At 44.8% G+C, this 25,838-nt stretch carries 25 protein-coding genes; 12 read left to right on the forward strand and 13 right to left on the reverse strand.

All coding sequences use genetic code 11. From position 1 onward, the window contains the following. The first annotated feature begins 3 nt into the window (after positions 1-3). Positions 4-1,656: a glucose-6-phosphate isomerase gene (gene pgi, locus FG11_RS05220; protein ID WP_047533651.1), complete on the forward strand. Its 1,653-nt coding sequence runs from the start codon at positions 4-6 to the stop codon at positions 1,654-1,656. 89 nt (positions 1,657-1,745) lie between these two features. On the opposite strand, the gene FG11_RS05225 is transcribed toward pgi, so the two are convergent. Genes FG11_RS05225 through FG11_RS05240 form a run of 4 tightly spaced genes read right to left on the reverse strand, consistent with a single transcriptional unit; the run spans position 1,746 to position 4,726 of the window. After that, complete coding sequence (locus FG11_RS05225) at positions 1,746-2,714, reverse strand: S49 family peptidase (protein WP_047533653.1); 969 nt, start codon at positions 2,712-2,714, stop codon at positions 1,746-1,748. Position 2,715: 1 nt separating this feature from the next. Beyond that, entirely contained in the window at positions 2,716-3,069 is a 354-nt protein-coding gene (locus FG11_RS05230; RefSeq protein ID WP_020181991.1) for a Rieske (2Fe-2S) protein, read from the reverse strand. Then, positions 3,056-3,715, reverse strand: coding sequence for an HAD family hydrolase (locus FG11_RS05235; protein ID WP_047533656.1), 660 nt, complete (start codon positions 3,713-3,715; stop codon positions 3,056-3,058). The genes FG11_RS05230 and FG11_RS05235 overlap by 14 nt, the downstream gene beginning before the upstream one ends. Continuing rightward, positions 3,716-4,726: an RluA family pseudouridine synthase gene (locus tag FG11_RS05240; RefSeq protein WP_047533659.1), complete on the reverse strand. Its 1,011-nt coding sequence runs from the start codon at positions 4,724-4,726 to the stop codon at positions 3,716-3,718. It abuts the gene before it with no gap. Between the two features lie 501 nt (positions 4,727-5,227). Between FG11_RS05240 and FG11_RS05245 the strand changes: the two genes are divergently transcribed. Beyond that, the gene (locus FG11_RS05245; RefSeq protein ID WP_047533661.1) at positions 5,228-7,864 is read left to right on the forward strand and encodes an Rne/Rng family ribonuclease; all 2,637 of its coding nucleotides are present in this window, start codon (positions 5,228-5,230) and stop codon (positions 7,862-7,864) included. A 64-nt stretch (positions 7,865-7,928) separates the two neighbouring features. Here FG11_RS05245 and crcB read toward each other — a convergent pair whose 3' ends face one another. Next, a complete protein-coding gene (gene crcB / locus FG11_RS05250; protein ID WP_047533663.1) occupies positions 7,929-8,306 on the reverse strand; it encodes a fluoride efflux transporter CrcB in 378 nt (125 codons plus the stop codon). Between the two features lie 79 nt (positions 8,307-8,385). Here crcB and glgA point away from each other — a divergent pair, with 79 nt between their 5' ends. Next, on the forward strand, positions 8,386-9,831 hold the full coding sequence (gene glgA / locus FG11_RS05255) for a glycogen synthase GlgA (RefSeq protein WP_047533665.1): 1,446 nt from the start codon (positions 8,386-8,388) through the stop codon (positions 9,829-9,831). Positions 9,832-9,977: 146 nt separating this feature from the next. On the opposite strand, the gene orn is transcribed toward glgA, so the two are convergent. Continuing rightward, positions 9,978-10,571, reverse strand: a complete 594-nt coding sequence (orn, locus tag FG11_RS05260; protein ID WP_442922035.1) for an oligoribonuclease — start codon at positions 10,569-10,571, stop codon at positions 9,978-9,980. Positions 10,572-10,645: 74 nt separating this feature from the next. Between orn and FG11_RS05265 the strand changes: the two genes are divergently transcribed. From FG11_RS05265 to queD, 7 genes are read left to right on the forward strand one after another with little or no spacing between them, the layout of a single operon-like run. Next, entirely contained in the window at positions 10,646-11,902 is a 1,257-nt protein-coding gene (locus FG11_RS05265) for a M48 family metallopeptidase (RefSeq protein WP_025224298.1), read from the forward strand. A 4-nt stretch (positions 11,903-11,906) separates the two neighbouring features. Beyond that, the gene (locus tag FG11_RS05270) at positions 11,907-12,218 is read left to right on the forward strand and encodes a c-type cytochrome (RefSeq protein WP_088177898.1); all 312 of its coding nucleotides are present in this window, start codon (positions 11,907-11,909) and stop codon (positions 12,216-12,218) included. Beyond that, positions 12,215-13,084: a ribosome small subunit-dependent GTPase A gene (gene rsgA, locus FG11_RS05275; protein WP_047533667.1), complete on the forward strand. Its 870-nt coding sequence runs from the start codon at positions 12,215-12,217 to the stop codon at positions 13,082-13,084. The genes FG11_RS05270 and rsgA overlap by 4 nt, the downstream gene beginning before the upstream one ends. Beyond that, on the forward strand, positions 13,081-14,010 hold the full coding sequence (locus FG11_RS05280; protein WP_047533670.1) for a histone deacetylase family protein: 930 nt from the start codon (positions 13,081-13,083) through the stop codon (positions 14,008-14,010). Before rsgA ends, FG11_RS05280 begins: the two co-directional genes overlap by 4 nt. A 7-nt stretch (positions 14,011-14,017) precedes the next feature. After that, positions 14,018-15,631 (forward strand): HD-GYP domain-containing protein, encoded by a 1,614-nt coding sequence (locus FG11_RS05285; RefSeq protein WP_047533673.1) that lies wholly within the window; start codon positions 14,018-14,020, stop codon positions 15,629-15,631. A gap of 10 nt (positions 15,632-15,641) precedes the next feature. After that, positions 15,642-17,393, forward strand: a complete 1,752-nt coding sequence (locus FG11_RS05290; protein ID WP_025224302.1) for an EAL domain-containing protein — start codon at positions 15,642-15,644, stop codon at positions 17,391-17,393. A gap of 12 nt (positions 17,394-17,405) precedes the next feature. After that, positions 17,406-17,846 carry a 6-carboxytetrahydropterin synthase QueD gene (queD, locus tag FG11_RS05295; protein ID WP_047533676.1) on the forward strand — a complete coding sequence of 147 codons (441 nt, stop codon included), beginning with the start codon at positions 17,406-17,408 and terminating at the stop codon, positions 17,844-17,846. On the opposite strand, the gene rfbD is transcribed toward queD, so the two are convergent. Genes rfbD through FG11_RS05330 form a run of 7 tightly spaced genes read right to left on the reverse strand, consistent with a single transcriptional unit; the run spans position 17,843 to position 23,218 of the window. Next, positions 17,843-18,748 carry a dTDP-4-dehydrorhamnose reductase gene (rfbD, locus tag FG11_RS05300; RefSeq protein ID WP_047533678.1) on the reverse strand — a complete coding sequence of 302 codons (906 nt, stop codon included), beginning with the start codon at positions 18,746-18,748 and terminating at the stop codon, positions 17,843-17,845. The genes queD and rfbD overlap by 4 nt on opposite strands. 19 nt (positions 18,749-18,767) lie before the next feature. Next, on the reverse strand, positions 18,768-19,313 hold the full coding sequence (gene rfbC / locus FG11_RS05305) for a dTDP-4-dehydrorhamnose 3,5-epimerase (protein ID WP_047533681.1): 546 nt from the start codon (positions 19,311-19,313) through the stop codon (positions 18,768-18,770). After that, positions 19,313-20,188, reverse strand: a complete 876-nt coding sequence (rfbA, locus tag FG11_RS05310) for a glucose-1-phosphate thymidylyltransferase RfbA (protein ID WP_026361710.1) — start codon at positions 20,186-20,188, stop codon at positions 19,313-19,315. Before rfbA ends, rfbC begins: the two co-directional genes overlap by 1 nt. A 5-nt stretch (positions 20,189-20,193) precedes the next feature. Beyond that, entirely contained in the window at positions 20,194-21,276 is a 1,083-nt protein-coding gene (rfbB, locus tag FG11_RS05315) for a dTDP-glucose 4,6-dehydratase (RefSeq protein ID WP_025224305.1), read from the reverse strand. A 55-nt stretch (positions 21,277-21,331) separates the two neighbouring features. Beyond that, positions 21,332-22,015: a DNA polymerase III subunit epsilon gene (dnaQ, locus tag FG11_RS05320; RefSeq protein WP_025224306.1), complete on the reverse strand. Its 684-nt coding sequence runs from the start codon at positions 22,013-22,015 to the stop codon at positions 21,332-21,334. Between the two features lie 20 nt (positions 22,016-22,035). Beyond that, positions 22,036-22,482, reverse strand: a complete 447-nt coding sequence (gene rnhA / locus FG11_RS05325; protein WP_025224307.1) for a ribonuclease HI — start codon at positions 22,480-22,482, stop codon at positions 22,036-22,038. 4 nt (positions 22,483-22,486) lie between these two features. Beyond that, complete coding sequence (locus FG11_RS05330) at positions 22,487-23,218, reverse strand: class I SAM-dependent methyltransferase (RefSeq protein WP_020182011.1); 732 nt, start codon at positions 23,216-23,218, stop codon at positions 22,487-22,489. Between the two features lie 76 nt (positions 23,219-23,294). Between FG11_RS05330 and gloB the strand changes: the two genes are divergently transcribed. Both gloB and FG11_RS05340 read left to right on the forward strand, forming a co-directional pair. Next, on the forward strand, positions 23,295-24,047 hold the full coding sequence (gloB, locus tag FG11_RS05335) for a hydroxyacylglutathione hydrolase (protein ID WP_047533684.1): 753 nt from the start codon (positions 23,295-23,297) through the stop codon (positions 24,045-24,047). Positions 24,048-24,153: 106 nt separating this feature from the next. Continuing rightward, entirely contained in the window at positions 24,154-25,755 is a 1,602-nt protein-coding gene (locus tag FG11_RS05340) for a transglycosylase SLT domain-containing protein (RefSeq protein WP_047533687.1), read from the forward strand. The last annotated feature ends 83 nt before the right edge of the window (positions 25,756-25,838 follow it).

Raw genomic sequence — 25,838 nt, forward strand, 5'->3', positions numbered from 1 at the left:
TAAATGGCGACACTTACACAACACCCTAGCTGGCAGGCTCTGTGCCAACATCAAAAACTCACTTCTACGCAACACATGCGTGACCTATTTAACTCAGACCCTAAGCGTTACGAAACTTTCAGCATGCAGTGTGGTGATTTGCTACTGGATTATTCAAAACACCGCATTACGACAGAAACACTCAACTTGCTGTTCCAAATGGCGCGCGAAGCGAATATTGAAGGTTGGCGTGATCGCATGTTTTCCGGCGAGAAAATCAATATCACCGAAAACCGTGCCGTATTGCACACTGCTTTAAGAAACAGAAGCAATGCACCTGTGTATGTAGATGGTAAAGACGTGATGCCGGATGTGAATGCAGTACTGGCACAAATGCGCACATTCACAGAAAAAGTACGCAATGGCAGTTGGACTGGCTATACCGGCAAAGCCATCACTGATATTGTCAATATCGGTATCGGCGGCTCTGATTTAGGCCCTGTGATGGTCTGTGATGCACTCAAACCTTATGCTAGCCCAAACCTGAATGTGCATTTTGTTTCTAACATTGATGGCGCGCACTTAATGCGCGCGCTGGAAAAATGCAATCCGGAAACCACCTTGTTTATTGTGGCATCTAAAACATTTACCACGCAAGAAACCATGACCAATGCTACATCTGCACGTACATGGTTTTTAAATGCGGCTAATGATAATGCACATGTCGCCAAGCACTTTGTGGCCTTGTCCACCAATGCTAAAGCAGTAGAAGCTTTTGGCATTGATACTGCCAACATGTTCGCGTTTTGGGATTGGGTGGGTGGTCGTTATTCATTATGGTCAGCAATCGGCTTATCCATTGCGCTATACGTAGGTATGGACCACTTTGAAGAGCTGCTCGCTGGTGGTCATGCCATGGACAATCACTTTAAAACAGCACCTTTAGAACAAAATATGCCAGTCATTATGGCCATGATTGGCGTCTGGTATAACAATTTCTTCCATGTGGATACACATGCCATTTTGCCCTATGACCAAGGCTTGGCTAGATTTGCAGCCTATTTGCAACAAGCAGACATGGAAAGCAATGGCAAGTTTGTTTGCCGTGATGGTACCGATGTGCAATATAAAACAGGCCCAGTGATTTGGGGTGAAGCCGGCACCAATGGCCAGCACGCGTTTTATCAATTGATTCACCAAGGCACACAAATCGTCACTGCGGATTTCTTAATGCCGATTCACAGCCACTACCAAGTAGGCACCAATGGCGATCAGCATCACAAAATCTTATTGGCTAACTTTTTGGCGCAAACGCAAGCCTTGATGTTGGGTAAAACCAGAGAAGAAGCGCGTGCCGAACTTGAACAACAAGGCTTATCTGGTGAAGCGCTGGAACAGCTGTTACCGCATAAAGTGTTTCCGGGCAACCGCCCTACCACTTCGATTATGTTCGATAAACTGACGCCGCATACGCTAGGTAAATTGATTGCACTATACGAGCACAAAATCTTTGTACAAGGCATTATCTGGGACATTAACAGCTACGATCAGTGGGGCGTAGAATACGGCAAGCAGATTGCACAACAAATCTTGCCACTGCTTACCAATGATGACGTGATTGATCGTTTTGACGGTTCTACTAATGGTTTGATTAACTACGCAAAACAACGCACTTAAATTTCCAAGTCATACCACCAAGTCATATTGAGTACAATAAAAAAGCTGGGTTTCCCCAGCCTTTTTTATTTGTACCTGTTACATACAGATTAACGTAACTGCACACCTTTTTGCAGTGCATTCAATCCTAACGATTGCGCCATGCTTGCGCCTAGGCGTTTAGCAAATCGATCCACCACAGTCTCTTGATAGGTGAAGTCTACAATTTCCTCTTGCTTAATCACTTCGCGCGCGACGTAATCGGCACTGCCTAATGCATCAGCCAACCCCATTTTAATGCTTTGCTCACCGCTCCAAAATAAGCCACTGAATGTTTCCGGGCTTTCTTTTAAGCGATTTCCACGCCCTTCTCGCACCACGGTTTTAAATTGCTCATGAATCTCATTCAACATAGCTTGCGCAAACGCTTGATGTTTTGGATTGACTGGTGAGAATGGATCCAGCATTGCCTTGTTTTCACCCGCGGTGAGCAAACGACGCTCCACGCCTACCTTTTTCATGATTTCTGTAAATCCATAACCATCCATCAATACGCCGATAGAACCAACGATACTGGCCTTGTCTACGTAAATTTTATCTGTTGCCACGGCAATGTAATACCCACCGGATGCACAAATATCTTCCACTACCGCATATACCGGAATAGCTGGATGCAATGCTTTTTGGCGCTTAATTTCCTCATTAATAATGCCGGCTTGTACTGGGCTACCACCAGGACTGTTGATGCGCAGAATAATACCCTTCGTACCTTTATTTTCATAAGCATCATTAAGGCTACCCATCACCGCATCTGCATTCACTTCTCCGCCTGGCTCAATCACGCCTGATATCTCAATCAATGCAGTATGTGCACTGGATGGTGCTTTTCCATCCCCTAGCCAACCAATTATCATGAGTAACAAGAAAAATAGGTAAATAAAAGTGAGTAATTTAAAAAAGATAGACCAACGGCGGGCTGTTTTTTGCTCAGCCAAGCCAGCCAACGCAACTTTCTCTAGCGTAGTCTGCGCCCATTGCGGGTCTTGGTTAGCTTGTGATTGATTACTATCGGTTGTCATCTTATGGAATGCTTTCTAAATTTATAATAATTTCATCATTGGTTTCATACACTTCAATGGGCTGCAAAGACTTCCCCTTGCATGGCCCAAGCACGCATCTGCCAGAGTTGGGTTCATAATGCGCACCATGCGTAGCACAGATAATAAAATCTTGCGTTAAATTGAAGAATTTACCCTGTTGCCAATCTAACTCAATGGGCACATGCGCACATTGATTTAAATACGCATACGGCTTGCCATTAAATCTAACAACAAACCCTGTCGCCAACTCACCGCGTTGAGGCACATTAAAGCGCAAACCATCTGATTTTTCAATCAAATCACTGCTTTTAAATCGAATATTAGTGACTTTCATCCAGTAACCAAGTGCTTAAATCGTGAAAACTATTAAAAACATACTCAGGACTGTATGGGCTTAACTGCACAGCCGACTGTGCGCCATAGGTAACAGCGGCCGTATGCACACCCGCATTTTTAGCCATCTGCAAATCGTAATGCGTATCACCAATCATCAAGGTACGCTCAGGCATGACGACGAGCTCGTCCATTAGTGCATCCAACATTTGTGGATGTGGCTTAGAAAAGCACTCATCCACTGTTTTGGTTGCATGAAAATACTGCGTCAATCCACAGTGCTGTAGTGCCAAATTGAGGCCTCTGCGCCCTTTTCCTGTAGCCACAGCCAGTTTGTAGCCGCGTTTGTTTAACTCAATAATGGTGTCGGATGCACCCGGAAACAAGGGGATTTCGCTTTCGCCTGCGTAGTAATTAGTATTATATTGCGCGGCTAAATCACGTGCTTGCGCTTCAGGCAAATCACCAAATAAGGCATAAATCGATTCACGCAAGCCCAGCCCAATAATGCTGGTCGCTTTTGCAGGGTCCAATGCAGGCAAGCCTACCTGTTGCGCAGCTTTTACCAGCGCGTTGGTAATCATGCCTGTAGAGTCTGCTAGCGTACCATCCCAATCCCACACGATTAGATCATATTGCTTTTGCATCTATTGCTCGTTGCTTTCATTTTTTTGAATAAACTTTTTAAGTTCCGCAGGTAACTCAGCTTTTAGTTTGAGTTTTTCGCCCGAAATAGGATGGCGAATGTTGGTTTCTGCCGAGTGCAAGAACATGCGTTTTAAGCCTAGTTTGACCAACTGCTTATTCAGCGCAAAATCGCCATATTTGTCATCGCCTAGAATCGGGAAACCCAAATGCGCAAGCTGCACTCTTAGCTGATGCGTTCTGCCTGTGATGAGTTTCGCTTCTAACAACGAGTATTCACCTAAATTTTTCGTCAGATAAAAAATCGTTTCGGACACTTGTGCAGCATCAAACTTATCTTTTTTCGGATCTGTCACCACATTGACGCGGCGCTCACCATCACTGGTCACATATTTTTGTAAATCCAAGGTGACATGTTTCTTTTTCTCGGTCCAAACACCATGCACCATCATTACATAGCGTTTATCCATATGGTTGTTACGGATGGCTTCGTGCAAAGCGACCAATGCACTGCGTTTTTTGGCTAACATGAGTACACCGGAGGTGTCGCGATCTAATCGATGCACCAACTCTAGAAACTTGGCTTGTGGGCGCTCTAGACGCAATTGCTCAATTACGCCTCGGCTGACGCCACTGCCACCATGCACAGCAAATCCGGCCGGTTTATTGATGACCAGCATCGCGTCATCTTCGTACACAATCGCATCATCAAATTTACTGGTGACGGGTCCTGACACCACAGCTTGTGGCACATTGGCTACGCGGATAGGCGGCACGCGCACCACATCTTCTAAACTCAGACGAAAATCCGCATCAATTCTTTTTTTATTCACTCGGACTTCACCACTGCGCAAAATGCGATAAATATGGCTTTTTGGCACCCCTTTTAAGGCTTTTTGCAAAAAATTATCAACGCGTTGTCCAGCCGAAGATTCATCAATGACCAAATTGGCCGATGCAGTAGCAGATATCTCACTAGAGGGTGCGGTAATTGTTTCAATCAATGTGTTCATACTTTGCTTTAATAGTACTTCTAGCCTATACTGGTAAGGTTCTTAAGGAATGCATGCTTTATAAAAGCGCGTTTAAGAATATGTTTTATGAAACATCATGTTTTAAAAACAGTTGTGACAACAAATACTTGGTTAATACCGCTCGCCAATAAGTAGCGATATGTAAAATTTGCGCTATAGCCAACGCAGACAATTAAAAATCAAAGCGTGACTAAAGTTTGCTGAAAATTGAATTTTAACGAATTAATGCCTGATTCGGGTATTAATTTTTTGTGATGTCGTGCATGACACTAAATAATTGCACCCATATTATTATGAATTGCAGTTATATCGCTGGTCATCATCCAGCCTAGTATCACATATAAACGTAGGGCAAATACCCATGCGTAGACCACATCACGTTAACTTGCATTTAATCGATAGCGTTCGACTATCTTAAATGCGCAATCAGCGCTCTAGCTACCTGCTGGTTTGTCTGCTCGCTTAGCCCAGGAGCACACAATGAAAAGAATGTTATTTAATGCAACGCAATCAGAAGAATTACGCGTTGCGATTGTAGATGGGCAAAAACTCATCGATTTAGATATTGAACATGCGGGAAAAGAACAACGCAAAAGCAATATCTACAAAGGCGTCATTACACGCATAGAGCCTTCCCTAGAAGCAGCGTTTGTCGACTATGGTACAGACCGTCACGGCTTCTTGCCTTTCAAAGAAATCTCACGTAGTTATTTCCAAGATAAACCGGAAAGTGGTCGTCCACGCATTCAGGATGTGATCAAAGAAGGTCAAGAACTGATTGTTCAGGTAGACAAAGATGAGCGTGGTAACAAAGGCGCTGCACTTACCACCTATATCTCACTGGCTGGCCGTTATTTGGTATTGATGCCAAACAATCCTCGCGGAGGTGGTGTATCGCGCCGTGTTGAAGGTGAAGAGCGTAACGAGCTACGTGACACCATGGCACAATTAGAAATCCCTAACGGCATGAGCATCATTGCACGTACGGCTGGTATTGGCCGTAATGCCGAAGAATTACAATGGGATCTCAACTACCTGACCCAACTGTGGACAGCCATTGAGGAAGCTTCACATATTCAACCTGGCGCATTTCTAATCTACCAAGAAGGTAGTTTGGTCATTCGTGCTATCCGTGATTATTTCAGTGCGGATATTGGCGAAATTTTGATTGATACTGCCGATGTGCATGAGCAAGCCGTACAGTTTATGAATCATGTGATGCCAGGCAATGTGGCACGTGTAAAACTGTATCAGGATGAAATCCCCCTATTCTCTCGTTTCCAAATCGAACACCAGATTGAAACTGCTTTCTCACGTGAAGTGCGCTTGCCATCCGGTGGCGCGATTGTGATTGACCATACCGAAGCCTTGGTATCGATTGACGTGAACTCCGGTCGCTCTATCAAAGGCTCTGATATTGAGCAGACTGCGTTCAACACCAACTTAGAAGCTGCCGAAGAAGTCGCGCGTCAAATGCGTTTACGCGATTTGGGTGGTTTAGTGGTGATTGACTTTATTGATATGGAAAATCCACGTAACCAACGTGAAGTTGAAAATGCCTTACGTGACGCACTGCATTATGACCGTGCGCGCGTCCAAACCGGCAAAATCTCTCGCTTTGGTTTGTTAGAGTTATCACGTCAACGTTTGCGTCCTAGCTTGGGTGAAACCAACCATGCGACATGTCCACGTTGTAACGGTACTGGTCATATCCGTGGCATTGAATCTACTGCATTACATATCTTGCGTATCACGCAAGAAGAAGCGATGAAAGATAACAGCGCAATCATTCAGGTACAGTTACCAGTTGAAGCTGCAACCTTCTTGCTGAATGAAAAACGTGCTGATATCCACAAAATCGAACAGCGCATGGGCGTTGAAGTGATTTTGATTCCGAATATCCATATGGAAACCCCTAACTACAACATCATTCGCATTAAACATGATGATGTGAACGAGGAAACCTCACGCGCTAGCTACAAAATGGTAGAACTGCCTTCTGAGACAGACTACGTAAGTAGCTTGAACCAAGACAGCAAGCCCAACGTACCAGAAGCATTGGTAAAAGGCATTACGCCAGCCACTTCTGCACCAATTGTAGAGGCTAAACCAGAGAAGGCTGCACCAGTAGTAGCTAAAGCTTCTATTTTCGGCCGCATCAAAGCACTATTCGGCTTAAATGCTGATGAAGCAAAATCAGAAGCAGACAAACCTGCAGAACAACGGACGCAAAACCGTGAGCAACAACGTGATCGCGATCGTAACCGCAATCGCGATCGTAATAAAAATCGCAACCGTGATCGCAATGCCACAGATAAAAATGGTGCCGAACGCAATCCAAACGAGCGTAATGAACGTAACCGTAATGAGCAAGCAGCGCAACCACGTCAAGAGCAACCACGTCAAGACAAGCAACAAAAACCGCCTGTAGAGAAACGTGTAGAGGCCGACACTGCAGTTGAAAAAACTAATGATCAAATAGTTAATGCAACTGAGACCCCGAATGAGCAAGGTGTACCACGCCAAGAGCGTTCGGGTCGTCGTAATCGCCGTGGTCGCCGTGATCGTCGCCCACGTGATGAAGCAAACAAAGAAAACGTGCAAACGCCAGCCACAGCAGAAACTGTTGCAACTCCAGTGGTAGAAACATCAACCCAAGTCACACAGACGCCTGTTGAGACAAAAGCTGCTTCGGTAGAAATCGTCACGGCCGCGCCAACTTCAGAAGCAGCGAACACACCTGTAGCTAAAAAACCAGCTAACAAAAAACAGCGCGCGCCTAAAGCCAATGTAGAAGCTACGGATACTGTGACGACTGTTGAAACAGTTGCAGCAGCCACTGAGCCAGTGCAAGCTGAAACGCCAGTTAAAGCGGAGAAGAAAAAACCAGCACGTAAGCCAGCAAAAGCTAAAGCAGCGCAAACGCCTAGCGCCTTGCCAGCAAATCTAGCAGATGCTGGGCTACAACTGGTGGAGACCAAAGGTGAGTTGAAAGTGAACACACCAGCAGTAGCGACAGCTAAACCAAAGGCACCACGTAAGGCAGCTAATTGGAAGAAAAACGATACAGCGGCTACAGAAGATGCACCATTGGTGATGGTCGAAACGCAGAAATAACGTTTCAGTATCGCACAGTAAAAAAGGACTCTTAATAGAGTCCTTTTTTATTTTTGTGTTTTATTTAGTGATTACGCAAATATTGCACGGTGAGATAACCTAAAGCGGTCATGCACAGTGACCCAAACACATGTAGCAACACATGCAATGCTGCCCAACCATACTGCTCACGATGCAGCAATTGAAAAGCTTCGGCCGAAAACGTGGAAAATGTGGTTAGCCCTCCCAAGAAACCCGTAGTAATCAACAGCTTAATCTCAGGGCTCCACTCCGGTTGTTGCACCACGCCAGCCAGTGCTAAACCCATTAAATAGCCCCCTAACAGATTGGCAACAAGTGTTCCCAGCGGTAACACACTAGCATTCAGTAACACTGCCAGCCCCCAGCGTAACCAAGCACCTAACGCCGCCCCGATACCTACAGCAATAAACCCGCCTATCATTTTTCACCCTATGATTGATTCAATGAAGTATTTTTAGAAATATAATAGCAGTTGGCTACCAATTCCAAGAAAGAATATTTTGCGCGTTTTATTCGTTAGTTCTGAAATTTTCCCGCTCATTAAAACAGGTGGACTTGCAGATGTCAGTGGTGCTCTACCCGCCGCGCTTAACGTGGCAGATGTAGATGTCAAATGTCTGATTCCCGGCTACAGTGCGGTGCTGGATAAAGTTGAAAATCAAACCTACTTAGGCACACTGCAAGTATTCACACATTTGAGCTGTGATTTGATTCTTGGCGTGATTCCCAATACGCAAGTTGAAGTCATCATCATTAAGCACTCTGGGTTATTTGAACGTGATGGCGGCCCTTACACGCACCCACATGGCCATGACTGGGCAGACAACCCAATGCGCTTTGGCGCGCTCTCCAAAGTGGCTAGCTTACTCAGCCTGCATCAACCCTTTTGGAGTTGGGTGCCGGATATTGTGCATTGCAATGATTGGCAAACAGGGCTAGCACCTTATTACATGAAACAACGTGGCCTTACGCAAGCCAAGTCTTTGCTCAGCATTCATAACATCGCGTTTCAAGGCAACTTTGCACCGCATTGGATACAATCGCTTGAGCTGTCGCCACAAGACTACCAACTGAATGGCTTTGAGTTTTACCAGCAAGTCTCTTTTCTAAAAGCCGGGATTTTTTACGCAGATCAACTCTCCACGGTAAGTCCGACCTATGCATTAGAAATTCAAACAGAGGCCTTTGGATTTGGACTGCAAGGATTGTTACAAGTGAGAAGTGCCGACATCACAGGTATTCTCAACGGCATTGATACCGATGAGTGGAACCCTGGTGCCGACCCCTACTTGCCAGATCACTACTCTGAAAAAAACCTAGCAGGCAAAGCGCGCATTAAAACAACCTTGCAAGAAGCTTTACATTTGCATGTCACAGATAAAATGCCTTTACTTGGCGTAGTGAGTAGGCTCACGCATCAAAAGGGCTTGGATATTCTCATAGAGTCTATGCAAGAGTTGATTGACTTAGGCTGTCAATTTGCAATTTTGGGTGGCGGCGAAAAGTCTTTTGAAGCGCAGTTTTTAGCATTTGCAGAAAACAACCCGAACCAAGTGTCCGTCACCATCGGCTATAACGAGCCTTTATCCCATTTGATTATGGCGGGTGCTGACATCTTCATTATGCCTTCGCGCTTTGAACCATGCGGGCTCAATCAGCTATATGGATTGCGCTACGGAACGCCTCCTATTGTCTCTAACACAGGTGGCCTAGCAGATTCTATCTGCCATAGCGATGAAGTCAGCATTCAAAACAATAGAGCCACAGGATTTGTGATAGAAAATGTCAACAGAATGTCACTTTTGGTCACAATCAAACAGGCTTTGTCAAGATGGAATGACCGAAAGATTTGGAAAAAAATACAGAAAAATGGGATGAAAAAAGAAATTGGTTGGAAGAACAGCGCCAATGCTTACATTGCGCTGTATCAAAAACTCTTGGAATAAGCGTTTGGCTAGTTGGCATAGTTGATGCTTATGTATAACTAAGCTTCTCCAAAGCTAACTTCTCCTCCCTCGGGACATTATGTAGATAATGTCCTTTTTTTTGTCCGTAACTTCTTCAGTAAACTATTCTAAATTAGCTGTAAGGCTTACTTGACGATAAAGTGTTCGCGGTAATATTTCAGCTCATCAATAGACTCATAGATGTCGGCCAGTGCTTCATGTCTGCTGGCTTTTTTAAAGCCAGCATAAATTTCCGGCTTCCAGCGTCTGGCCAGCTCTTTAAACACGCTCACATCTAAGTTTCTATAATGAAAATAACTTTCCAGCTCTGGCATATAGCGCGCCATAAAACGCCTATCTTGGCAGATAGAGTTACCGCACATAGGAGATTTGCCTGCTGGCACATGCTCTTTTAAAAAAGCAATCATCTGCTCAGTCGCCATTTGCTCACTGGTCGTAGATGCTTTGACCTTATCAATCAAACCACTACGACCATGCGCACCTTTGTTCCATGCATCCATGCCGTCTAACACAGCATCGCTTTGATGAATCACGAACACTGGGGACTCACCCAACACGTTGAGATTTGCATCGGTCACCACGGCTGCCAACTCTAAAATACGGTCAGAATCAGGTAGCAACCCGCTCATCTCCATATCCAACCAAATTAAATTTTCGTTATTGACATTGTTATTGCTAGCGACCATCATGATTTCCATTAAAATACGGGTTAAAGACATAGACTGTGAACCATTTGCCTTGGGATGCTTCACAATCATGTTAGTTTAACTTAATTAGTGAATTTATAGACCTTATGGCAACAACATTAACATTTATTTTTGTGAGCTTATTAGCCATTACTACCTTGGTAAGACTTTGGTTAGGCAATCGCCATATTCAATACATACAATCGCACCGCCAACAGGTACCAGCTGCATTTACACAAACCATTTCACTAGAAGCACACCAAAAAGCCGCAGACTATTCCAGCGCTAAAACAAAAGTCACTATTGCAGAAACCGCGGCACACGCGATTCTTTTGCTATTGCTGACGATCGGCGGTGGATTACAGTGGATAGACCAAGTATGGACACAATGGCTACCCAATCAAGACATCATACGCGGTGCGTTGGTGATTTGCAGTGCGCTATTTGCCAGCACCCTGATTGAGCTGCCCTTTGACTATTACCGTACGTTTACAGTAGATGCGCAGTTTGGATTTAACAAAATGACGCCTGCTATGTTTTTTAGCGACATGTTCAAGCATGGCTTGGTAGGATTAGCATTAGGTGCCCCCATTTTATTTGCCGCACTCTGGCTAATGCAAGGCGCGGGCGATTACTGGTGGTTCTACTTATGGGCTATATGGAGTGTGTTTAACATTGTGATGTTGGCGGTTTATCCAACATTTATTGCGCCTTTGTTCAATAAATTTACACCACTTGCTGATATCACACTTAAAAGTCGCATCGAAAATCTGCTGACGAAGTGTGGTTTTAAGTCACAAGGCTTATTTGTGATGGATGGCTCCACACGTTCAGGGCATGGCAATGCCTATTTCACGGGCTTTGGCAGCAGCAAGCGCGTGGTATTTTTTGATACCTTATTAGACAAGTTGAATGCAGATGAAATTGAAGCGGTATTGGCACATGAGCTTGGCCACTTCAAACATCATCATGTCATTAAACGTGTGGTCATGATGTTCTCTATCAGCTTGATTGGCCTCGCTTTATTAGGCTGGCTTATCAACCAATCATGGTTTTACGCTGGCTTAGGGGTACACCAACCCAGTGACTATATGGCCTTGATATTGTTTTTATTGGTCTCCCCTACTTTCTTATTTTTATTGCGCCCAATCATGGCCAGCTACTCACGTAAAAATGAATTTGAGGCCGATGACTATGCAGCAAAACACGCAGATGCAAAATTCTTGGTAGACGCACTGGTTAAACTGTATCGTGAGAATGCATCTACATTGACGCCGGACCCTTTACATTCTGCGTTTTATGACTCGCACCCACCGGCAAGCATTCGTATTGCAAAACTCGCCGCTTATACTGGGAATCGTTAATCGTATGATGCATAAATGCATTTTCTTAAGCGCATTGCTAGCCTCTAGTGTTTGCTATGGTGATGCCTTGTTCAACAATGCAGATATACCTGCTGGTAAAAAACTATTAGAGGCGCACTGCATTCAATGCCATGCATCTAGTTACGGCGGCGATGGTTCGGAAATCTATACGCGCGAGTTGAGAAAAATCAAAACGCCTACTGGTCTTGTTGTGCAGGTACGCAATTGCAATACCATGTTAGATTTAAAATGGTTTGAGGAAGACGAAATAAACGTTGCAGCGTATCTAAACCAACAGTATTACCATTTTAAATGATACTTAATGGGCTAGTAGTCGCCGCTTTTGGTAAGCGGTATGAAGTAGAACTTGAAGACAAACGCCGCATCAGTTGCGTCACCCGTGGTAAAAAAACAGACATTGCCTCCGGCGATCAAGTAGAAATAGCCCTTACCGACCACCGTGAAGGTGTCATTGAACGCACGTTAGCCCGCAAAACCTTGCTCTATCGTAGTAACGCCTATAAAAGTAAACTCTTAGCGGCCAATGTCACACAAATCATCATTGTGCTGGCCACCCAACCTAGTTTTTATGAAGCGTTGTTGAATCGATGCTTGGTTGCAGCAGAGGAAGCCGGCATTAAAATATTGATTGTGTTAAATAAGTGCGACTTAAAAAACGATGAAGCGCTAGAAAAACTTAATCTATATACAGCGCTTGGCTATACCACACTCCCGCTTTCCGCAAACCAAGATATTGCGCCACTACTCCCATTCCTAACGGGCGAGCAAAGCGTGATGGTCGGGCAATCCGGCATGGGGAAATCCACCATCATCAATGCGCTATTGCCAAATGAAACGGCACGCACACAAGAAATGAGTGTAGCCTTGGATAGCGGTAAACATACCACCACCGCCACGCGCCTGTATTATTTGGATCAGCACAGCAGTTTAATCGACTCGCCCGGCTTACAAGAATTTGGGCTGAATCATATTTCGCAGCAGGCGTTGGAACAAGCATTTGTTGAGTTTAGACCGTATTTGGGCCACTGCCGATTTAACAACTGCAGACATATACATGAACCTGACTGTGCTATCCTAAGCCAAGTGAATTTGACCATTAGCGCCAACCGGCTGGCACAATACCAATTATTGACCGAGGAACTTCATCGCCCAATATCATGAACCGTACCGCAGTGATCTCTCACCCAGATACCTTGCTACATGTCATGGATGGGCAACATCCTGAATCACCGGCGCGCATTTCTGCCATTCAAGCTGCAATCAACGCTTCACCTATTCGGCATCAACTCGATTTTTACCAAGCGCCACTAGCAACTAGGCAGCACTTAACCCTAGCGCACGATCAAGCATACGTAGATTACATTTATGCCATAGCCCCCAGCGCTGGCATTGTGAAACTGGATGCGGACACCGCCATGGGCCCAGCCAGCTTAGAAGCCACCCTGCGTGCCAGTGGCGCTGCTATCTTGGCAACCGACCTAGTCATGCAGCAAAAAGCCCGCCATGCTTTTTGCTGCACCCGCCCACCCGGTCACCATGCTGGCAAGCGCAATAGTGCCGGTTTTTGTATTTTTAACCATGTAGCGGTGGGCGTGATGCACGCACTCAAACATTATCGTCTTCAACGTATTGCGATTATTGATTTTGATGTGCACCATGGCGACGGCACAGAGGATATTTTCAAGCAAAACCAGGCAGTGATGTTGTGTTCAACATTTCAGCACCCGTTTTATCTGCACAAAGGCGCAAACTCAAGAACAAACCGTATGATTAATGTGCCCTTACCTGCAAACGCCAGTGGCGAAGCATTTAGAGAGGCAGTCACTCGAGAGTTTACCCCCGCGATTGAAGCGTTTAAGCCGGAAATATTGTTTGTTTCCGCTGGGTTTGATGCACACCGCCAAGACCCACTTGCCAACTTAGCACTCGAAATTGAAGACTTTAGTTGGATTACGCGCTATATCGTGGCATTATCTGAAAAATATTGTAAAGGTAGAATTGTTTCATGCTTGGAAGGTGGCTATCATTTGCAGTACTTAAGCGAGAGTGTATTGGCGCATATTAAAACATTGAGCGAATCAACTTAAAATAGCCATGGACATCACCAAAGAAAAGGTTCTTTCAAACCAACTCAGGTTAGGCATGTTTATCGCTGACCTTGATAGACCGTGGTTAGGAACCCCCTTCTTGCTGCAAGGCTTTGTGCTTGAAGAAGATGAGCAACTGCAAACACTAAAACAGCTGTGTGAGTTTGTGTATGTAGATCGCACCAAATCCATCGGCGACCAATTTGGCAGTAAGGTCAAAGTGGATGTTGCTATCAAGCGTGAATCCGTCCCAGTGATTATCAAACAAGCAGCTAGCACCAAACAGCCTAACACCCGCGTGAATACGGCGCCCAAGGTGATGGTTAAAACCACAAATAACCAAAAGAAGACGCTTCAGCAATCCAATTTTTTTGAGATTATGAGTGCCATCAAAAAAGGTGAAATCACGCAAACCAATGATGGCATCATCTTTAATGTCAGAGAGGCTAAACCATCAGCGTCAGCATCAGCACCGCTCAATGGCACGCACAGTGCTGAAAGTACACAGCCAGATACCGATAGCAATGGAAGCGCACTTGGCTTCTTGAGAAATCTATTTGGGAATAAAAAAGAAAAGCTCAAAACACCTAAGTCTAATGGTGAAACAGACGATGATCCATTTGGGATTACCGAATCTGAAATGTATCGCATTCATATTTATCAAAATGAAGTGCCGCGTGTAGAGCAGGAAATGGCGGTGATTTACCCCACCTATGAAAAGACACAAATTGCCACCAAAGAAATCTTCGAAGCCATTGCCAATAAACAACACCTAGATATCAGCACGGTCTCCGAGGTGTTAGATCATATGGTGGATAGCATCAGCCGCACACCGGATGCGCTGATGTGGCTTGCCAAACTCAAAGATGCGGACAATGTAGCTTATGCGCAGGCGCTCAATGTATCGATCAACATGATGGCTTTTTCTAGCTTTTTAGCATTACCAAAACTAGAGATTAAAGAAATGGGTTTGGCTGGCCTGCTGCAAGACTTGGGCAAGGTAAAAATTCCGCAACGCATTTTGTTAAAAAATGCAAAACTCAGTCCCACGGAATTTGAAATTGCTAAATTACATATTGAAGAAGGACTGCGTATTCTGGCAAAAACATCGGATATTCCAGATTCTGTAATTGAAGTGATTGCACAACACCACGAGCGCTATGATGGCAGCGGCTACCCAAACAACCTAGATGGCGAGCAAATTCAAATACGCGCGCAAATTGCTGGCTTAATTGATACCTATTGCGCGCTCACCACTGATCGCAGCTACGCCAAGAGCATCCACAACCTGAAAGCATTGGATGAAATTCATCAGATGCGAGATAAATTATTTTCAAGTGAACTAGTCGAACAACTCATTCAGTTTTTTGGCATCTACCCCGTCAGCTCTCTGGTCGAACTGAATAGCGGAGAAATTGGCGTAGTGATTCAGCAGAATCAGGTGCGGCGCTTACTCCCCAGAGTGATGGTAGTGCTCGCGCCAGATAGAACGCGCAATGAATTTCCAGTTACCCTTGATCTATTAAACTCTCCTAAAACGCCAGATGGCGAAGTGTACAAAATAGTACGTGCGGTGACGGCAGATAGCCTAGGGCTGCATGCCGAAGACTTTTATATCTAATATCTAGCTTATGCGCCTACTCGATAGATTGGAAGATGGCGAACAAACGCCTTATTTACGTACGCTCGACATTGAATACACCGCAGAACATCTGGCGATCAAAGCAACGCAATATCAACTGGAAATGCATCAGCTACAGGGCACGTATCAAGCCGATGTAGATGCTATAGAAGCGTTATATCTAGCGCTGGATAACGAAGATAAAAACGATGCGCTGGAGCAGTTGTTTGTAGACATTGCGACTTGGCCAAGCACTATGTCATGGGATGCATTTTGTATCCGCATCAACACGTGTATCGCGCATTGGGTACAAGCCATTCAAGCCAATACCAAACTGACCAGCATCACCAGCTTGTTGCGCTGCCTCGCTCTCGGGCATGCATCAGGCACCGGCAGTACCAGCACGGCACGCCTTCACCTTTACCTATTTGAAATATTGAGCGAAAGTTTACATACCTATGAGCAGCATCAGATTCATTTTCTGTTGGATCATGATGCCATTACCAATTTGCCGAATACGCACCTGCTGATTCAAGCCATTGCGGAAAGCGCAGAACCGTCATCAGCTCCGGTCGAGTTAAGCCTGATCTCAATCCGTTTTTTAATCGAACGCGGCACCAATACAATTTCTCCGACATTGCCCCCCGCGCTCAGCATCAAAATTGTAGAGCTACTGACCACGTGTTTCCCAAGTGCCCACAGCTTGTTTCAGTCTGGCGCGTTGTTGTTTAACGTGTTGCTTGAAAAGTCTATACAGCCGCCACAAATGAATTTATTGATTGCTAAAATTCAACGTTGTTTTGAGCAAGTCATTCCTTTTGACCACCAAGCATTCATTGTCACCCCTGTGATTGGGGCGGCCATACAAACACAACCGAATGACTACGTGCACATGGTGGAACATGCCCGCATTGCACTTAACCATGCACTTACTAGTCAACTGGATGCTGTGATTTATACGCAAGCAATCTCCGATGAAGCCGATCATCAAAAGAAACTGGAACTAGATATTACCGATGCGTTCAACAATGAAGATCTAGAGCTTTACTTGCAGCCTATTGTTGGGTTGCCGGATGGACATTGTGTAGGTGCCGAAGTCTTATTGCGCTGGCCGAGTGCAAAGAGTAAAGGTATTTATCCCAATGTCATGGTGGAGATTATCAATAAAGTTGGGCTGGGCAAGATGTTCACGCGCTGGCTTATTCACTCGGTATGCCGACTAGCGCACCAACTGATTAACCAAAACAAGCTCTCGGTCTACCTAACACTCAACTTGCGCGCAGAAGATCTATACGATAAAGACTTGCCCTTGCTGATTCTGCAAAGTAGTCAGTTTTGGAAAATCAAACCGCAAGATTTGATTTTGGAAATCACAGAAAATGGCATTTTGGAAGAAAATGAAACCACACTGCATACTATTCAGCAAATGACGGACCATGGGTTTAGGTTAGCACTGGATGATTTCGGTACTGGCTATTCATCTATGGCGAGGCTACGCAATATGCCCATCTCATTGATTAAAATCGACCAGTCTTTTGTGCGTGATATTCATTTATCCGACAAAGACTTCAGAATGGTGCAATCCATGGCTTCTCTGGCAGAGAGCTTAGATAAAGAAGTGTTGGTGGAAGGTGTGGAAAACGAGGCCGCGCTGCAATTAATCAACCAAATTGGCATCACCAAAGCACAGGGCTACTATTTTTCAAAACCGATGCCCTTTGATGAATTTGTACAGTGGGCAAAAATAAATTCTGCGAGCTGATATAATTCAGCCATGCAAATCACTACACGCCTTGAATTTGATGCGGGCCACCGTATCCCAGACCATAAAAGCCAATGCCGCAACTTGCACGGCCACCGCTACGCCATCGAAATCACGTTATCCGGCGATATTATTCAGCAAGACCATGCTTCAGAAAACGGCATGGTCATGGACTTTTCTGATGTGAAGAAAATTGCACGTGAAACCGTAGTAGATGTTTGGGATCATGCGTTTATTGTCTATCTGGGCGACCAAGTTGTTTTAGACTTTCTGAACAGTCTGCCTAGCCATAAAACCGTAATCTTCCCCACTATTCCTACTGCGGAAAATATGGCGTCTGAAGCATTCAGGTTATTAAAAGCACAGTACAAAGATGTATACGGCAACCACCTCACACTTGAGCGCGTGCGCTTATACGAGACCCCTAATAGCTGGACAGACGCTGTCCGCTAGTCAAAACGCTGCACTTGTCCCATCACTTCATCCAATGCCAGCTCCCAAGAAGGCAATGCAACACCAAAGGTTTTGTTCAGTTTAGTCTGATCTAATCTTGAGTTACGTGGGCGTACTGCTGGCGTTGGGTATTCTGCAGTGGTGATAGCGCCCACCGTATCTGCTTTGACTCGCAATGGGGGCAAGGCAAATGCATCCGCCCGCACCTCATATGCCGCCAAAATGGCGCGCGTAAAACCAAACCATGTAGTACTGCCGGCATTGGTAAAGTGATAGATGCCTGATTGTGATTGATTATCTGTCTGCCAAGCATCTAGCAACTGATTGACTGCCGTGGCAATAGCATGGCTACTTGTAGGTGCGCCCCATTGATCGTCAACAATCTTTAATTGTTCGCGCTCTGCGCTTAATCTTAAAACGGTTTTCAGGAAGTTTTTACCGTGCGCACCGTATACCCAGCTTGTGCGTAAAATCAAATGTGGTAAACCAACAGCTTGTATCGCAACTTCGCCCATTAGCTTGCTACGGCCATATACGCTGAGCGGATTCACTGCATCGGTTTCTACATAAGGCGCTTCTTTATTACCATCAAACACATAGTCTGTAGAAAAGTGGATTAATCCGGCACCAATATTTGCGGCTTCTTCCGCCAAAATACCAGGGGCAACGGCATTAATCGCATGCGCTAACTCAGGTTCTTTTTCAGCTCTATCTACTGCAGTATAAGCTGCAGGATTAATAATAAGTGCTGGCCTCACTAGCTGCACGACACGACGAATGGCATCTGTATCAGCAAGGTCCAGTTGCTCGCGATCCAGTGCAACGATTTCGTGATGACCGCCTAGCGTGTGCTGCAAAGCATGGCCGACTTGACCTTTTACACCTGTCACTAAAATTTTCATGGGCTACCAGATGAATGGATTAAAGGAATTTTCTTGCATCACGCAAGCTTGAAGCAACGCTGTCTTTGGCCGACAACACTGGTTTAGCATCGCTTGGCCATTCGATACCAATATCAGCGTCATCCCAGCGAATGCTGCACTCAAATTGTGGCGCATAAAAATCAGTGGTTTTATACAAAAATTCGGCATGATCAGAGAGCACTAGAAACCCATGTGCAAATCCTGGCGGTATCCACATTTGGCGTTTGTTCTCTGCGGAAAGCAGTTCACCTACCCATTGACCAAATGTAGGCGAGGATTGCCGAATGTCCACAGCGACATCAAACACTTCGCCTTGCGTCACGCGCACTAGCTTGCCTTGCGCCTGTTCAATTTGATAGTGCAGGCCTCGCAGCACGTTCTTTGCAGAACGTGAGTGATTATCCTGAACAAAATCATAGTGTTGGCCTACTGCTGCATCAAACTGGTTTGCATTAAAACTCTCAAAAAAGAACCCACGATCATCACCAAATACCTTGGGCTCAAACACCAACACTTCTGGAATACGCGTTTGAATCACATTCATTAAAACACTTTCTCTGTTAACACTTGTTTCAAATACTGACCGTAGCCATTTTTAGCGTACTTGCTGGCCAACTTCTCTAATGCTGCTGCGTCGATAAACCCTTTGCGGTAAGCAATCTCTTCCGGACATGCAATTTTTAACCCTTGGCGCTTCTCGATGGTCTGAATAAAGGCGCCAGCTTCCAATAACGATTCATGCGTACCTGTATCCAACCAAGCCATGCCGCGCCCCATCACCTCTACATGCAAATCTGCCAACTCCAGATAATGACGATTGACGTCGGTAATTTCTAATTCGCCACGAGGTGATGGTTTAAGATTTTTTGCAATATCAACCACGCGATTGTCGTAAAAATACAAGCCTGTGACAGCATAACGGGATTTAGGTTGCGTCGGTTTTTCTTCCAAACTAATGGCTTGACCTGCTTGGTTAAATTCCACCACGCCGTAACGCTCAGGATCATTCACCGGATAGGCAAATACAGTGGCACCGCTTGTACGCTCAGCAGCTTTTTGCGCCATCAGCGCCAGCTCGTGCCCGTAGAAAATGTTATCGCCCAATACAAGGGCACATGGGTCATTGCCAATAAATGATTCGCCCAAAATAAAGGCTTGTGCCAATCCATCTGGCGATGGCTGTACTTTGTATTGAATGGACATGCCCCATTGACTACCATCGCCTAGCAATTCTGAAAAACGCGGTGTGTCTTGCGGTGTTGAGATGATCAATACTTCACGAATACCAGCCAACATCAGCGCGGATAATGGGTAGTAAATCATCGGCTTGTCATACACCGGCAATAACTGCTTAGAAACCACCTGCGTAACAGGATACAAACGTGTACCAGAACCACCGGCCAATACAATGCCTTTCATTGCCATTATGCTAGCTCCTCACCACGTTCTTTGTAATTCTGGCTCACCCAGTTTTTATATTCACCACTAGTGATATTGTTGACCCATTGTGGGTGCGCTAAATACCACTTCACGGTTTTATGAATGCCAGTCTCAAACGTCTCTGCTGGCTTCCAGCCGAGTTCTCGTTCAATTTTGGTGGCATCAATTGCATAACGCTGATCATGTCCCGGACGATCCACGACAAATGTAATTTGGTCGCGGTAACTGCCTTGCGCTTTAGGTTGTTCCTGATCCAGAATATCGCACAAGGTATGCACTACATCTAAATTCGTTTTTTCGTTCCAGCCACCAATATTATAGGTCTCACCTACTGTCCCGTCTTCTAATACACGCCTAATCGCGCTACAGTGGTCTGTCACATACAGCCAATCACGGACATTGCTACCATTACCATAAATGGGCAGCGGTTTACCTTGCAGTGCATTGTGAATCACCAATGGGATTAGTTTCTCTGGAAAATGGTAAGGGCCATAATTGTTAGAGCAGTTAGTGGTTAACGTTGGCAAGCCGTAAGTGTGATGATAGGCGCGCACCAAATGATCTGAAGCGGCTTTAGAAGCAGAGTATGGGCTGTTAGGCTCATAAGCATTGGTCTCTTTAAATGCAGGGTCTGTTGCGCTCAATGAACCATACACTTCATCGGTAGACACATGTAGAAAACGGAACTGCGTTTTATCGGTTGCACCGAGTGCACCCCAGTATGCCCGCACCTCTTCTAATAGATGAAAGGTACCGACCACATTGGTCTCAATAAACTCACCAGGCCCGTGAATCGAGCGGTCTACATGACTCTCTGCAGCAAAATTGACCACTGCACGTGGTTGATGAGCCGCAAGCAACTTTTGCACAGCCTCTCTATCACCGATATCTGCATGCACAAATACATGGTCTGGATTGTGCTGAATTTCTGCCAAATTTTCTAAATTACCAGCATAGGTCAATTTATCCAAATTAATGACTTTACCTAGTCCATGCTTCACCCATTCATTGACAAAGTTACTACCGATAAAACCTGCACCACCTGTCACTACGATACAATTTTTCATATTATTTCCATTATTCTAAAATCAATCCGGTGAATTCATCTCGGGCTAACATCACCTACCAAAGCTGCGCACCTGTTTTTTTCAAACCTTCTAAATAAGCCGCATGTGCCTCTAGCTCTTCACTTTCTGGCGGAAGCACTTTAATGCTGACAGCTTGGTGCTGATGCATCACCTGTTGTGACTGCGTCTCTTTGGCTTGCTGCAAATCCATCAACAAACTGTCTTGACCACGCGTCATTGCCATATAGACTTCAGCCAGCAACTCCGCATCTAGCAGCGCGCCGTGCAAGGTACGTTTGGAATTATCAATGCCAAAATGCCTACATAATGCATCCAAATTGTTACGCTGGCCCGGACGCGCGTCTTTGGCCATCTTCAATGTGTCAGTAATTCTATCGCAAAACTTCTGGATTGGCTGTAGCCCAATCCGGCCAAGCTCTGCATTTAAAAAGCCAACATCAAACGGTGCGTTGTGAATAATCAGCTCAGCATCTTTGATAAATCTTGTAAATTCATCGGCAATCGCATCAAAATGTGGCTTATCTTGTAAAAATTCCAAAGTAATGCCGTGCACTTCCTGTGCAGCCGCATCAATCTCGCGATCAGGGTTCAAATACACATGGAAATGATTCTGCGTAGGCCGTCTGTTAATCATCTCCACCGCTGCAATTTCTATAATGCGGTGCCCTTGATCTGGATATAAGCCTGTGGTTTCAGTATCTAAAAAAATCTGTCTCATCTACGTCAGTCCTAGTTGCTTTAATTTGCCAACACTTCTTCTACACCAAGGTTTGCCAAGGCATCAGCACGTTCATTACCAATATTACCGGCATGGCCTTTGACCCAAATCCACTCAATTTGGTGGGATTGCACAAGCGCATCTAATTGCTTCCACAAGTCTTCGTTCTTCACCGGTTTTTTGTCTGCGGTGCGCCATTGGCGTTGCTTCCAGCCAATAATCCACTCGGTTATCCCTTTTTGCACATAAGATGAATCGGTGTAAATTTTAATCTGACACGGGCGTTTAATCGCCTCTAGTGCGCGAATGACGGCAGTTAATTCCATGCGGTTATTCGTGGTTTGCGCCTCACCACCAAAGAGCGTTTTTTCTTGTGCGCCAAATAATAACAGTGCACCCCAACCACCTACACCAGGATTCCCTTTACATGCACCATCTGCGTATATTTCTACTAAATTGATTGTCATCTTACTATTGTGTTTTTTTGTTTATTTTTTGTGAAGGTTTTGTTTTTTGCTGTGTCGCCACAAGGGCAGATTTCACTAACGATTTTTTCCAGTTTGGCTTGAGTAAGGTCATGTTAACGACACGTTTTTTGGCCACAATGTAGTAAATACCGCCTAAAGGCGCATTGCACTTTGTAGCAAAGGTTTCAATACAGCGTTGCCGATGAATCCACTTCGTATCATTGATCGGCAAGATAAAGGCTTGTGTACCGCCATGCACAAACTCTAAACCTAGCAACGCCAACCAATCTTTAATACGCTTTAAAGACAGCGTATTGCCGCACCAAGGATAATGCTGCTTTTTAGAAAACAAGCGCCGCACACCCCAAGCACTCATCGGATTATAGCCTGTTAATATCAAATGCCCCTCAGGGACAAGTACGCGCTCTACTTCTCGCAGCGTTTGATGAGGGTTCTGACTAAACTCTAATACATGCGGTAGGCATAGCAAATCTATAGATGCAGAAGCAAACGGCAAAAATTCGCTCTCACACAACACATCACCGGCGCCAGCATCTGCACGTAAGCGCTTGGCAATACGGGATTGCTGTAACAAATCCATTTCGAGCAAGCCAATCTGCAAGGCATTAAAGCCAAAAATATCAGCGACGTGCTGATCATAAATGGCTTTTTCACTTGCAAGCAAATAATTGCCTAGCGGACTTTTTAACCAATCATCTTGAGTATTCGGGTACATTTATCAGTTGACAAATACTGGCAGAATCACAACCATGAGATACTCTGTTGGCTGTCGTTTGTTTAAGCATTGATACATGATCACTATATTCCCAATTCCTGCATTTGAAGACAATTATATATGGGTTTTACAACTCGGTCGCAACGTTGTGGTCGTTGATCCCGGAGATGCGACACCTGTATTGCAAGTTTTAAAAGAAAAGCAATTAGTGTTAAGTGCTATTTTAATTACACATCACCATCTAGACCATATTGGCGGTGTAGAAACTTTACTCGAACAATACCAAGTGCCTGTGTATGCGCCCAGTTATCGCGACTACCCTTTCCCACACACTGCAATAAAAGAAGGCGACCACGTTACACTGCCTGCAATTGAGCAATCCTTCAAAATAATGTGGTTACCTGGACACACGTTAGACCACATCGTTTATGTGAATGATCAGTTTCTATTCTGTGGCGATGTGTTATTTGGTGCGGGTTGCGGTCGATTGTTTGAAGGCAGCCCAGAACAAATGCTTCATTCATTACAGCGCATTAAGCAATTGCCTAGCACCACACAAATTTTTTGTACCCATGAATACACGCTGACAAACATTCAATTTGCACGTGGTTTGGAGCCCAACAACCTCAGATTGGCGCAACGTGAAACGCACATAGTATCGTTACGTAAGCAAAATATCCCAAGTTTACCCAGCACACTTGAAGAAGAAATTGCAACCAATCCTTTTTTAAGGTGTCTTGAAACAGAAATCCAACAACATATCAAGATGCAAAACGCATCTGAAATTGAAATTTTTACTGCAATAAGACAGCTTAGAAACCATTATTAATCAATAAGATAAATAAGTTAATCTAAGTAATACTTTTACTTGACTCATGCAATAATCGCCGCTAGTATTCAGTCATGTTTCAAACTTTTTATACTCTTCAAGTGTTATGACCCAATTTTTGCCATCACGTCACCCACAGCAACATTCCAAACGCGTACCCATTTGTTTGATGGGTTTGTGGTTAACGTTAGCTTTACCGCTGTCTGGCTTTGCTGCTACGTCACTACAAAGCAACGTTGCCGGCGATGAAATGCTTATTTTGGAAGACCATATTGACAGCACTTTAACGGCCGATCCAATTGAAGAGTTTATTCAAGAGCATGACGACACCAGCATCTATGTAGGTCAAGATGACTTGTGGGAGCGTATTCGCAATGGCTTTAGCATTCCCGATATCGATTCTGAATATACCGCAAAGCATGAAAACTGGTATGCCTCTAGGCCAGACTATGTAAAACGTATGCTGGAAAGAAGCCAGAAATACCTGTTTCATATTGTAGAAGAAGTTGAAAAACGTGGCATGCCTACGGAAATTGCCCTGCTACCCATGATAGAAAGTGCCTATAACCCACAGGCTTATTCACGCAGCCATGCATCAGGCATCTGGCAGTTTGTGCCAGCCACTGGCAAAGATTACGGCTTAAAACAAAACTACTGGGCAGATAAGCGTCGCGATGTAACCGCTGCCACCAACGCTGCCCTCACCTATTTACAAAGATTGCACGGCATGTTCGGCTCTTGGGACCTAGCACTTGCTGCCTACAACGCTGGTGAAGGCACAGTCTCCCGCGCTATCGAACGCAACCGCAAACAAGGCTTACCTACCGATTACCAGCATTTACGCTTGCCTGAAGAAACAAAAAACTATGTACCGAAACTGCAGGCCATTAAAAACATTGTATTCAAACCAGATGAGTTCGGCCTGAGTCTAGTAGATATTCCTAACAAACCTTACTTTACGCGCGTGCTTGCACCTAAACAAATTGATGCCAAGCTGGCAGCCGAGCTTGCTGAAATATCACCAGAAGAGCTTAGCGCTCTAAATCCGAGCTATAACCGCCCGGTCATTGTTTCTAACAATGAGGTACATCAATTGCTATTGCCAACTTGGGCAGCAGATCGCTTTAAAGAAAATTTGGCCAATTACGATAAACCACTGACTAGTTGGAAAACCTATTCAGCCAAGCGTGGCGAACGGATTGATTACATTGCAAGAAAATTCAATATTGGCGTGAGCGAGTTAAGAGAAGTCAATGATTTGACCGGCAAAAAGAAAATTATGACTTCACGTCCTATCTTGGTGCCCAACGGATTCAGTGCAGATGCCAATATTGTGCAGGCTAGCTTTGATGAAAATATTTCTGTGAAAGAAGACAATGCCAGCACAGAAAATGAATCTCGCGCTACAAGAACCATCCGTTATAAAGTAAAACGTGGTGATACGGTTTCTAGCCTAGCCGATAAATTTAATGTTGAAAAAAGCCATCTGCTAAGTACTAACCGTATCAGTGCAGGGCAATTAAAAGCCGGGCAAATCATCAAAGTGGTGACTCGCCAAGCCAGCACGCAACGCGCAAGCAGCCGTTATGTAGCAGGTAGCCATAAGAAAAAATACTCGACTACATCTTCTAGGTATATCAGCCATAAAGCAAAGAAATCGTCGAAAACATCTCATCGCAGAACTCGAGTCTCTTCCAAAATCCACTAATTGATTGGGGTCACTGTGTTTCATCTATCAACCACTCACCCCCTCTCAACTTGTGTGTATTTTCACAAACATATATTCACGGC

This window comes from Methylotenera sp. N17 (assembly GCF_000799155.1).
Classification (GTDB): domain Bacteria; phylum Pseudomonadota; class Gammaproteobacteria; order Burkholderiales; family Methylophilaceae; genus Methylophilus.

What these genes read in the sequence shown, in the direction of transcription:
- pgi (WP_047533651.1), top strand. Translation starts at nt 4, where the DNA reads ATGGCGACACTTACACAACACCCTAGCTGGCAGGCTCTGTGCCAACAT.
- FG11_RS05225 (WP_047533653.1), bottom strand. Translation starts at nt 2,714, where the DNA reads ATGACAACCGATAGTAATCAATCACAAGCTAACCAAGACCCGCAATGG.
- FG11_RS05230 (WP_020181991.1), bottom strand. Translation starts at nt 3,069, where the DNA reads ATGAAAGTCACTAATATTCGATTTAAAAGCAGTGATTTGATTGAAAAA.
- FG11_RS05235 (WP_047533656.1), bottom strand. Translation starts at nt 3,715, where the DNA reads ATGCAAAAGCAATATGATCTAATCGTGTGGGATTGGGATGGTACGCTA.
- FG11_RS05240 (WP_047533659.1), bottom strand. Translation starts at nt 4,726, where the DNA reads ATGAACACATTGATTGAAACAATTACCGCACCCTCTAGTGAGATATCT.
- FG11_RS05245 (WP_047533661.1), top strand. Translation starts at nt 5,228, where the DNA reads ATGAAAAGAATGTTATTTAATGCAACGCAATCAGAAGAATTACGCGTT.
- crcB (WP_047533663.1), bottom strand. Translation starts at nt 8,306, where the DNA reads ATGATAGGCGGGTTTATTGCTGTAGGTATCGGGGCGGCGTTAGGTGCT.
- orn (WP_442922035.1), bottom strand. Translation starts at nt 10,571, where the DNA reads ATGTCTTTAACCCGTATTTTAATGGAAATCATGATGGTCGCTAGCAAT.
- FG11_RS05265 (WP_025224298.1), top strand. Translation starts at nt 10,646, where the DNA reads ATGGCAACAACATTAACATTTATTTTTGTGAGCTTATTAGCCATTACT.
- FG11_RS05270 (WP_088177898.1), top strand. Translation starts at nt 11,907, where the DNA reads ATGATGCATAAATGCATTTTCTTAAGCGCATTGCTAGCCTCTAGTGTT.
- rsgA (WP_047533667.1), top strand. Translation starts at nt 12,215, where the DNA reads ATGATACTTAATGGGCTAGTAGTCGCCGCTTTTGGTAAGCGGTATGAA.
- FG11_RS05280 (WP_047533670.1), top strand. Translation starts at nt 13,081, where the DNA reads ATGAACCGTACCGCAGTGATCTCTCACCCAGATACCTTGCTACATGTC.
- FG11_RS05285 (WP_047533673.1), top strand. Translation starts at nt 14,018, where the DNA reads ATGGACATCACCAAAGAAAAGGTTCTTTCAAACCAACTCAGGTTAGGC.
- FG11_RS05290 (WP_025224302.1), top strand. Translation starts at nt 15,642, where the DNA reads ATGCGCCTACTCGATAGATTGGAAGATGGCGAACAAACGCCTTATTTA.
- queD (WP_047533676.1), top strand. Translation starts at nt 17,406, where the DNA reads ATGCAAATCACTACACGCCTTGAATTTGATGCGGGCCACCGTATCCCA.
- rfbD (WP_047533678.1), bottom strand. Translation starts at nt 18,748, where the DNA reads ATGAAAATTTTAGTGACAGGTGTAAAAGGTCAAGTCGGCCATGCTTTG.
- rfbC (WP_047533681.1), bottom strand. Translation starts at nt 19,313, where the DNA reads ATGAATGTGATTCAAACGCGTATTCCAGAAGTGTTGGTGTTTGAGCCC.
- rfbA (WP_026361710.1), bottom strand. Translation starts at nt 20,188, where the DNA reads ATGAAAGGCATTGTATTGGCCGGTGGTTCTGGTACACGTTTGTATCCT.
- rfbB (WP_025224305.1), bottom strand. Translation starts at nt 21,276, where the DNA reads ATGAAAAATTGTATCGTAGTGACAGGTGGTGCAGGTTTTATCGGTAGT.
- dnaQ (WP_025224306.1), bottom strand. Translation starts at nt 22,015, where the DNA reads ATGAGACAGATTTTTTTAGATACTGAAACCACAGGCTTATATCCAGAT.
- rnhA (WP_025224307.1), bottom strand. Translation starts at nt 22,482, where the DNA reads ATGACAATCAATTTAGTAGAAATATACGCAGATGGTGCATGTAAAGGG.
- FG11_RS05330 (WP_020182011.1), bottom strand. Translation starts at nt 23,218, where the DNA reads ATGTACCCGAATACTCAAGATGATTGGTTAAAAAGTCCGCTAGGCAAT.
- gloB (WP_047533684.1), top strand. Translation starts at nt 23,295, where the DNA reads ATGATCACTATATTCCCAATTCCTGCATTTGAAGACAATTATATATGG.
- FG11_RS05340 (WP_047533687.1), top strand. Translation starts at nt 24,154, where the DNA reads ATGACCCAATTTTTGCCATCACGTCACCCACAGCAACATTCCAAACGC.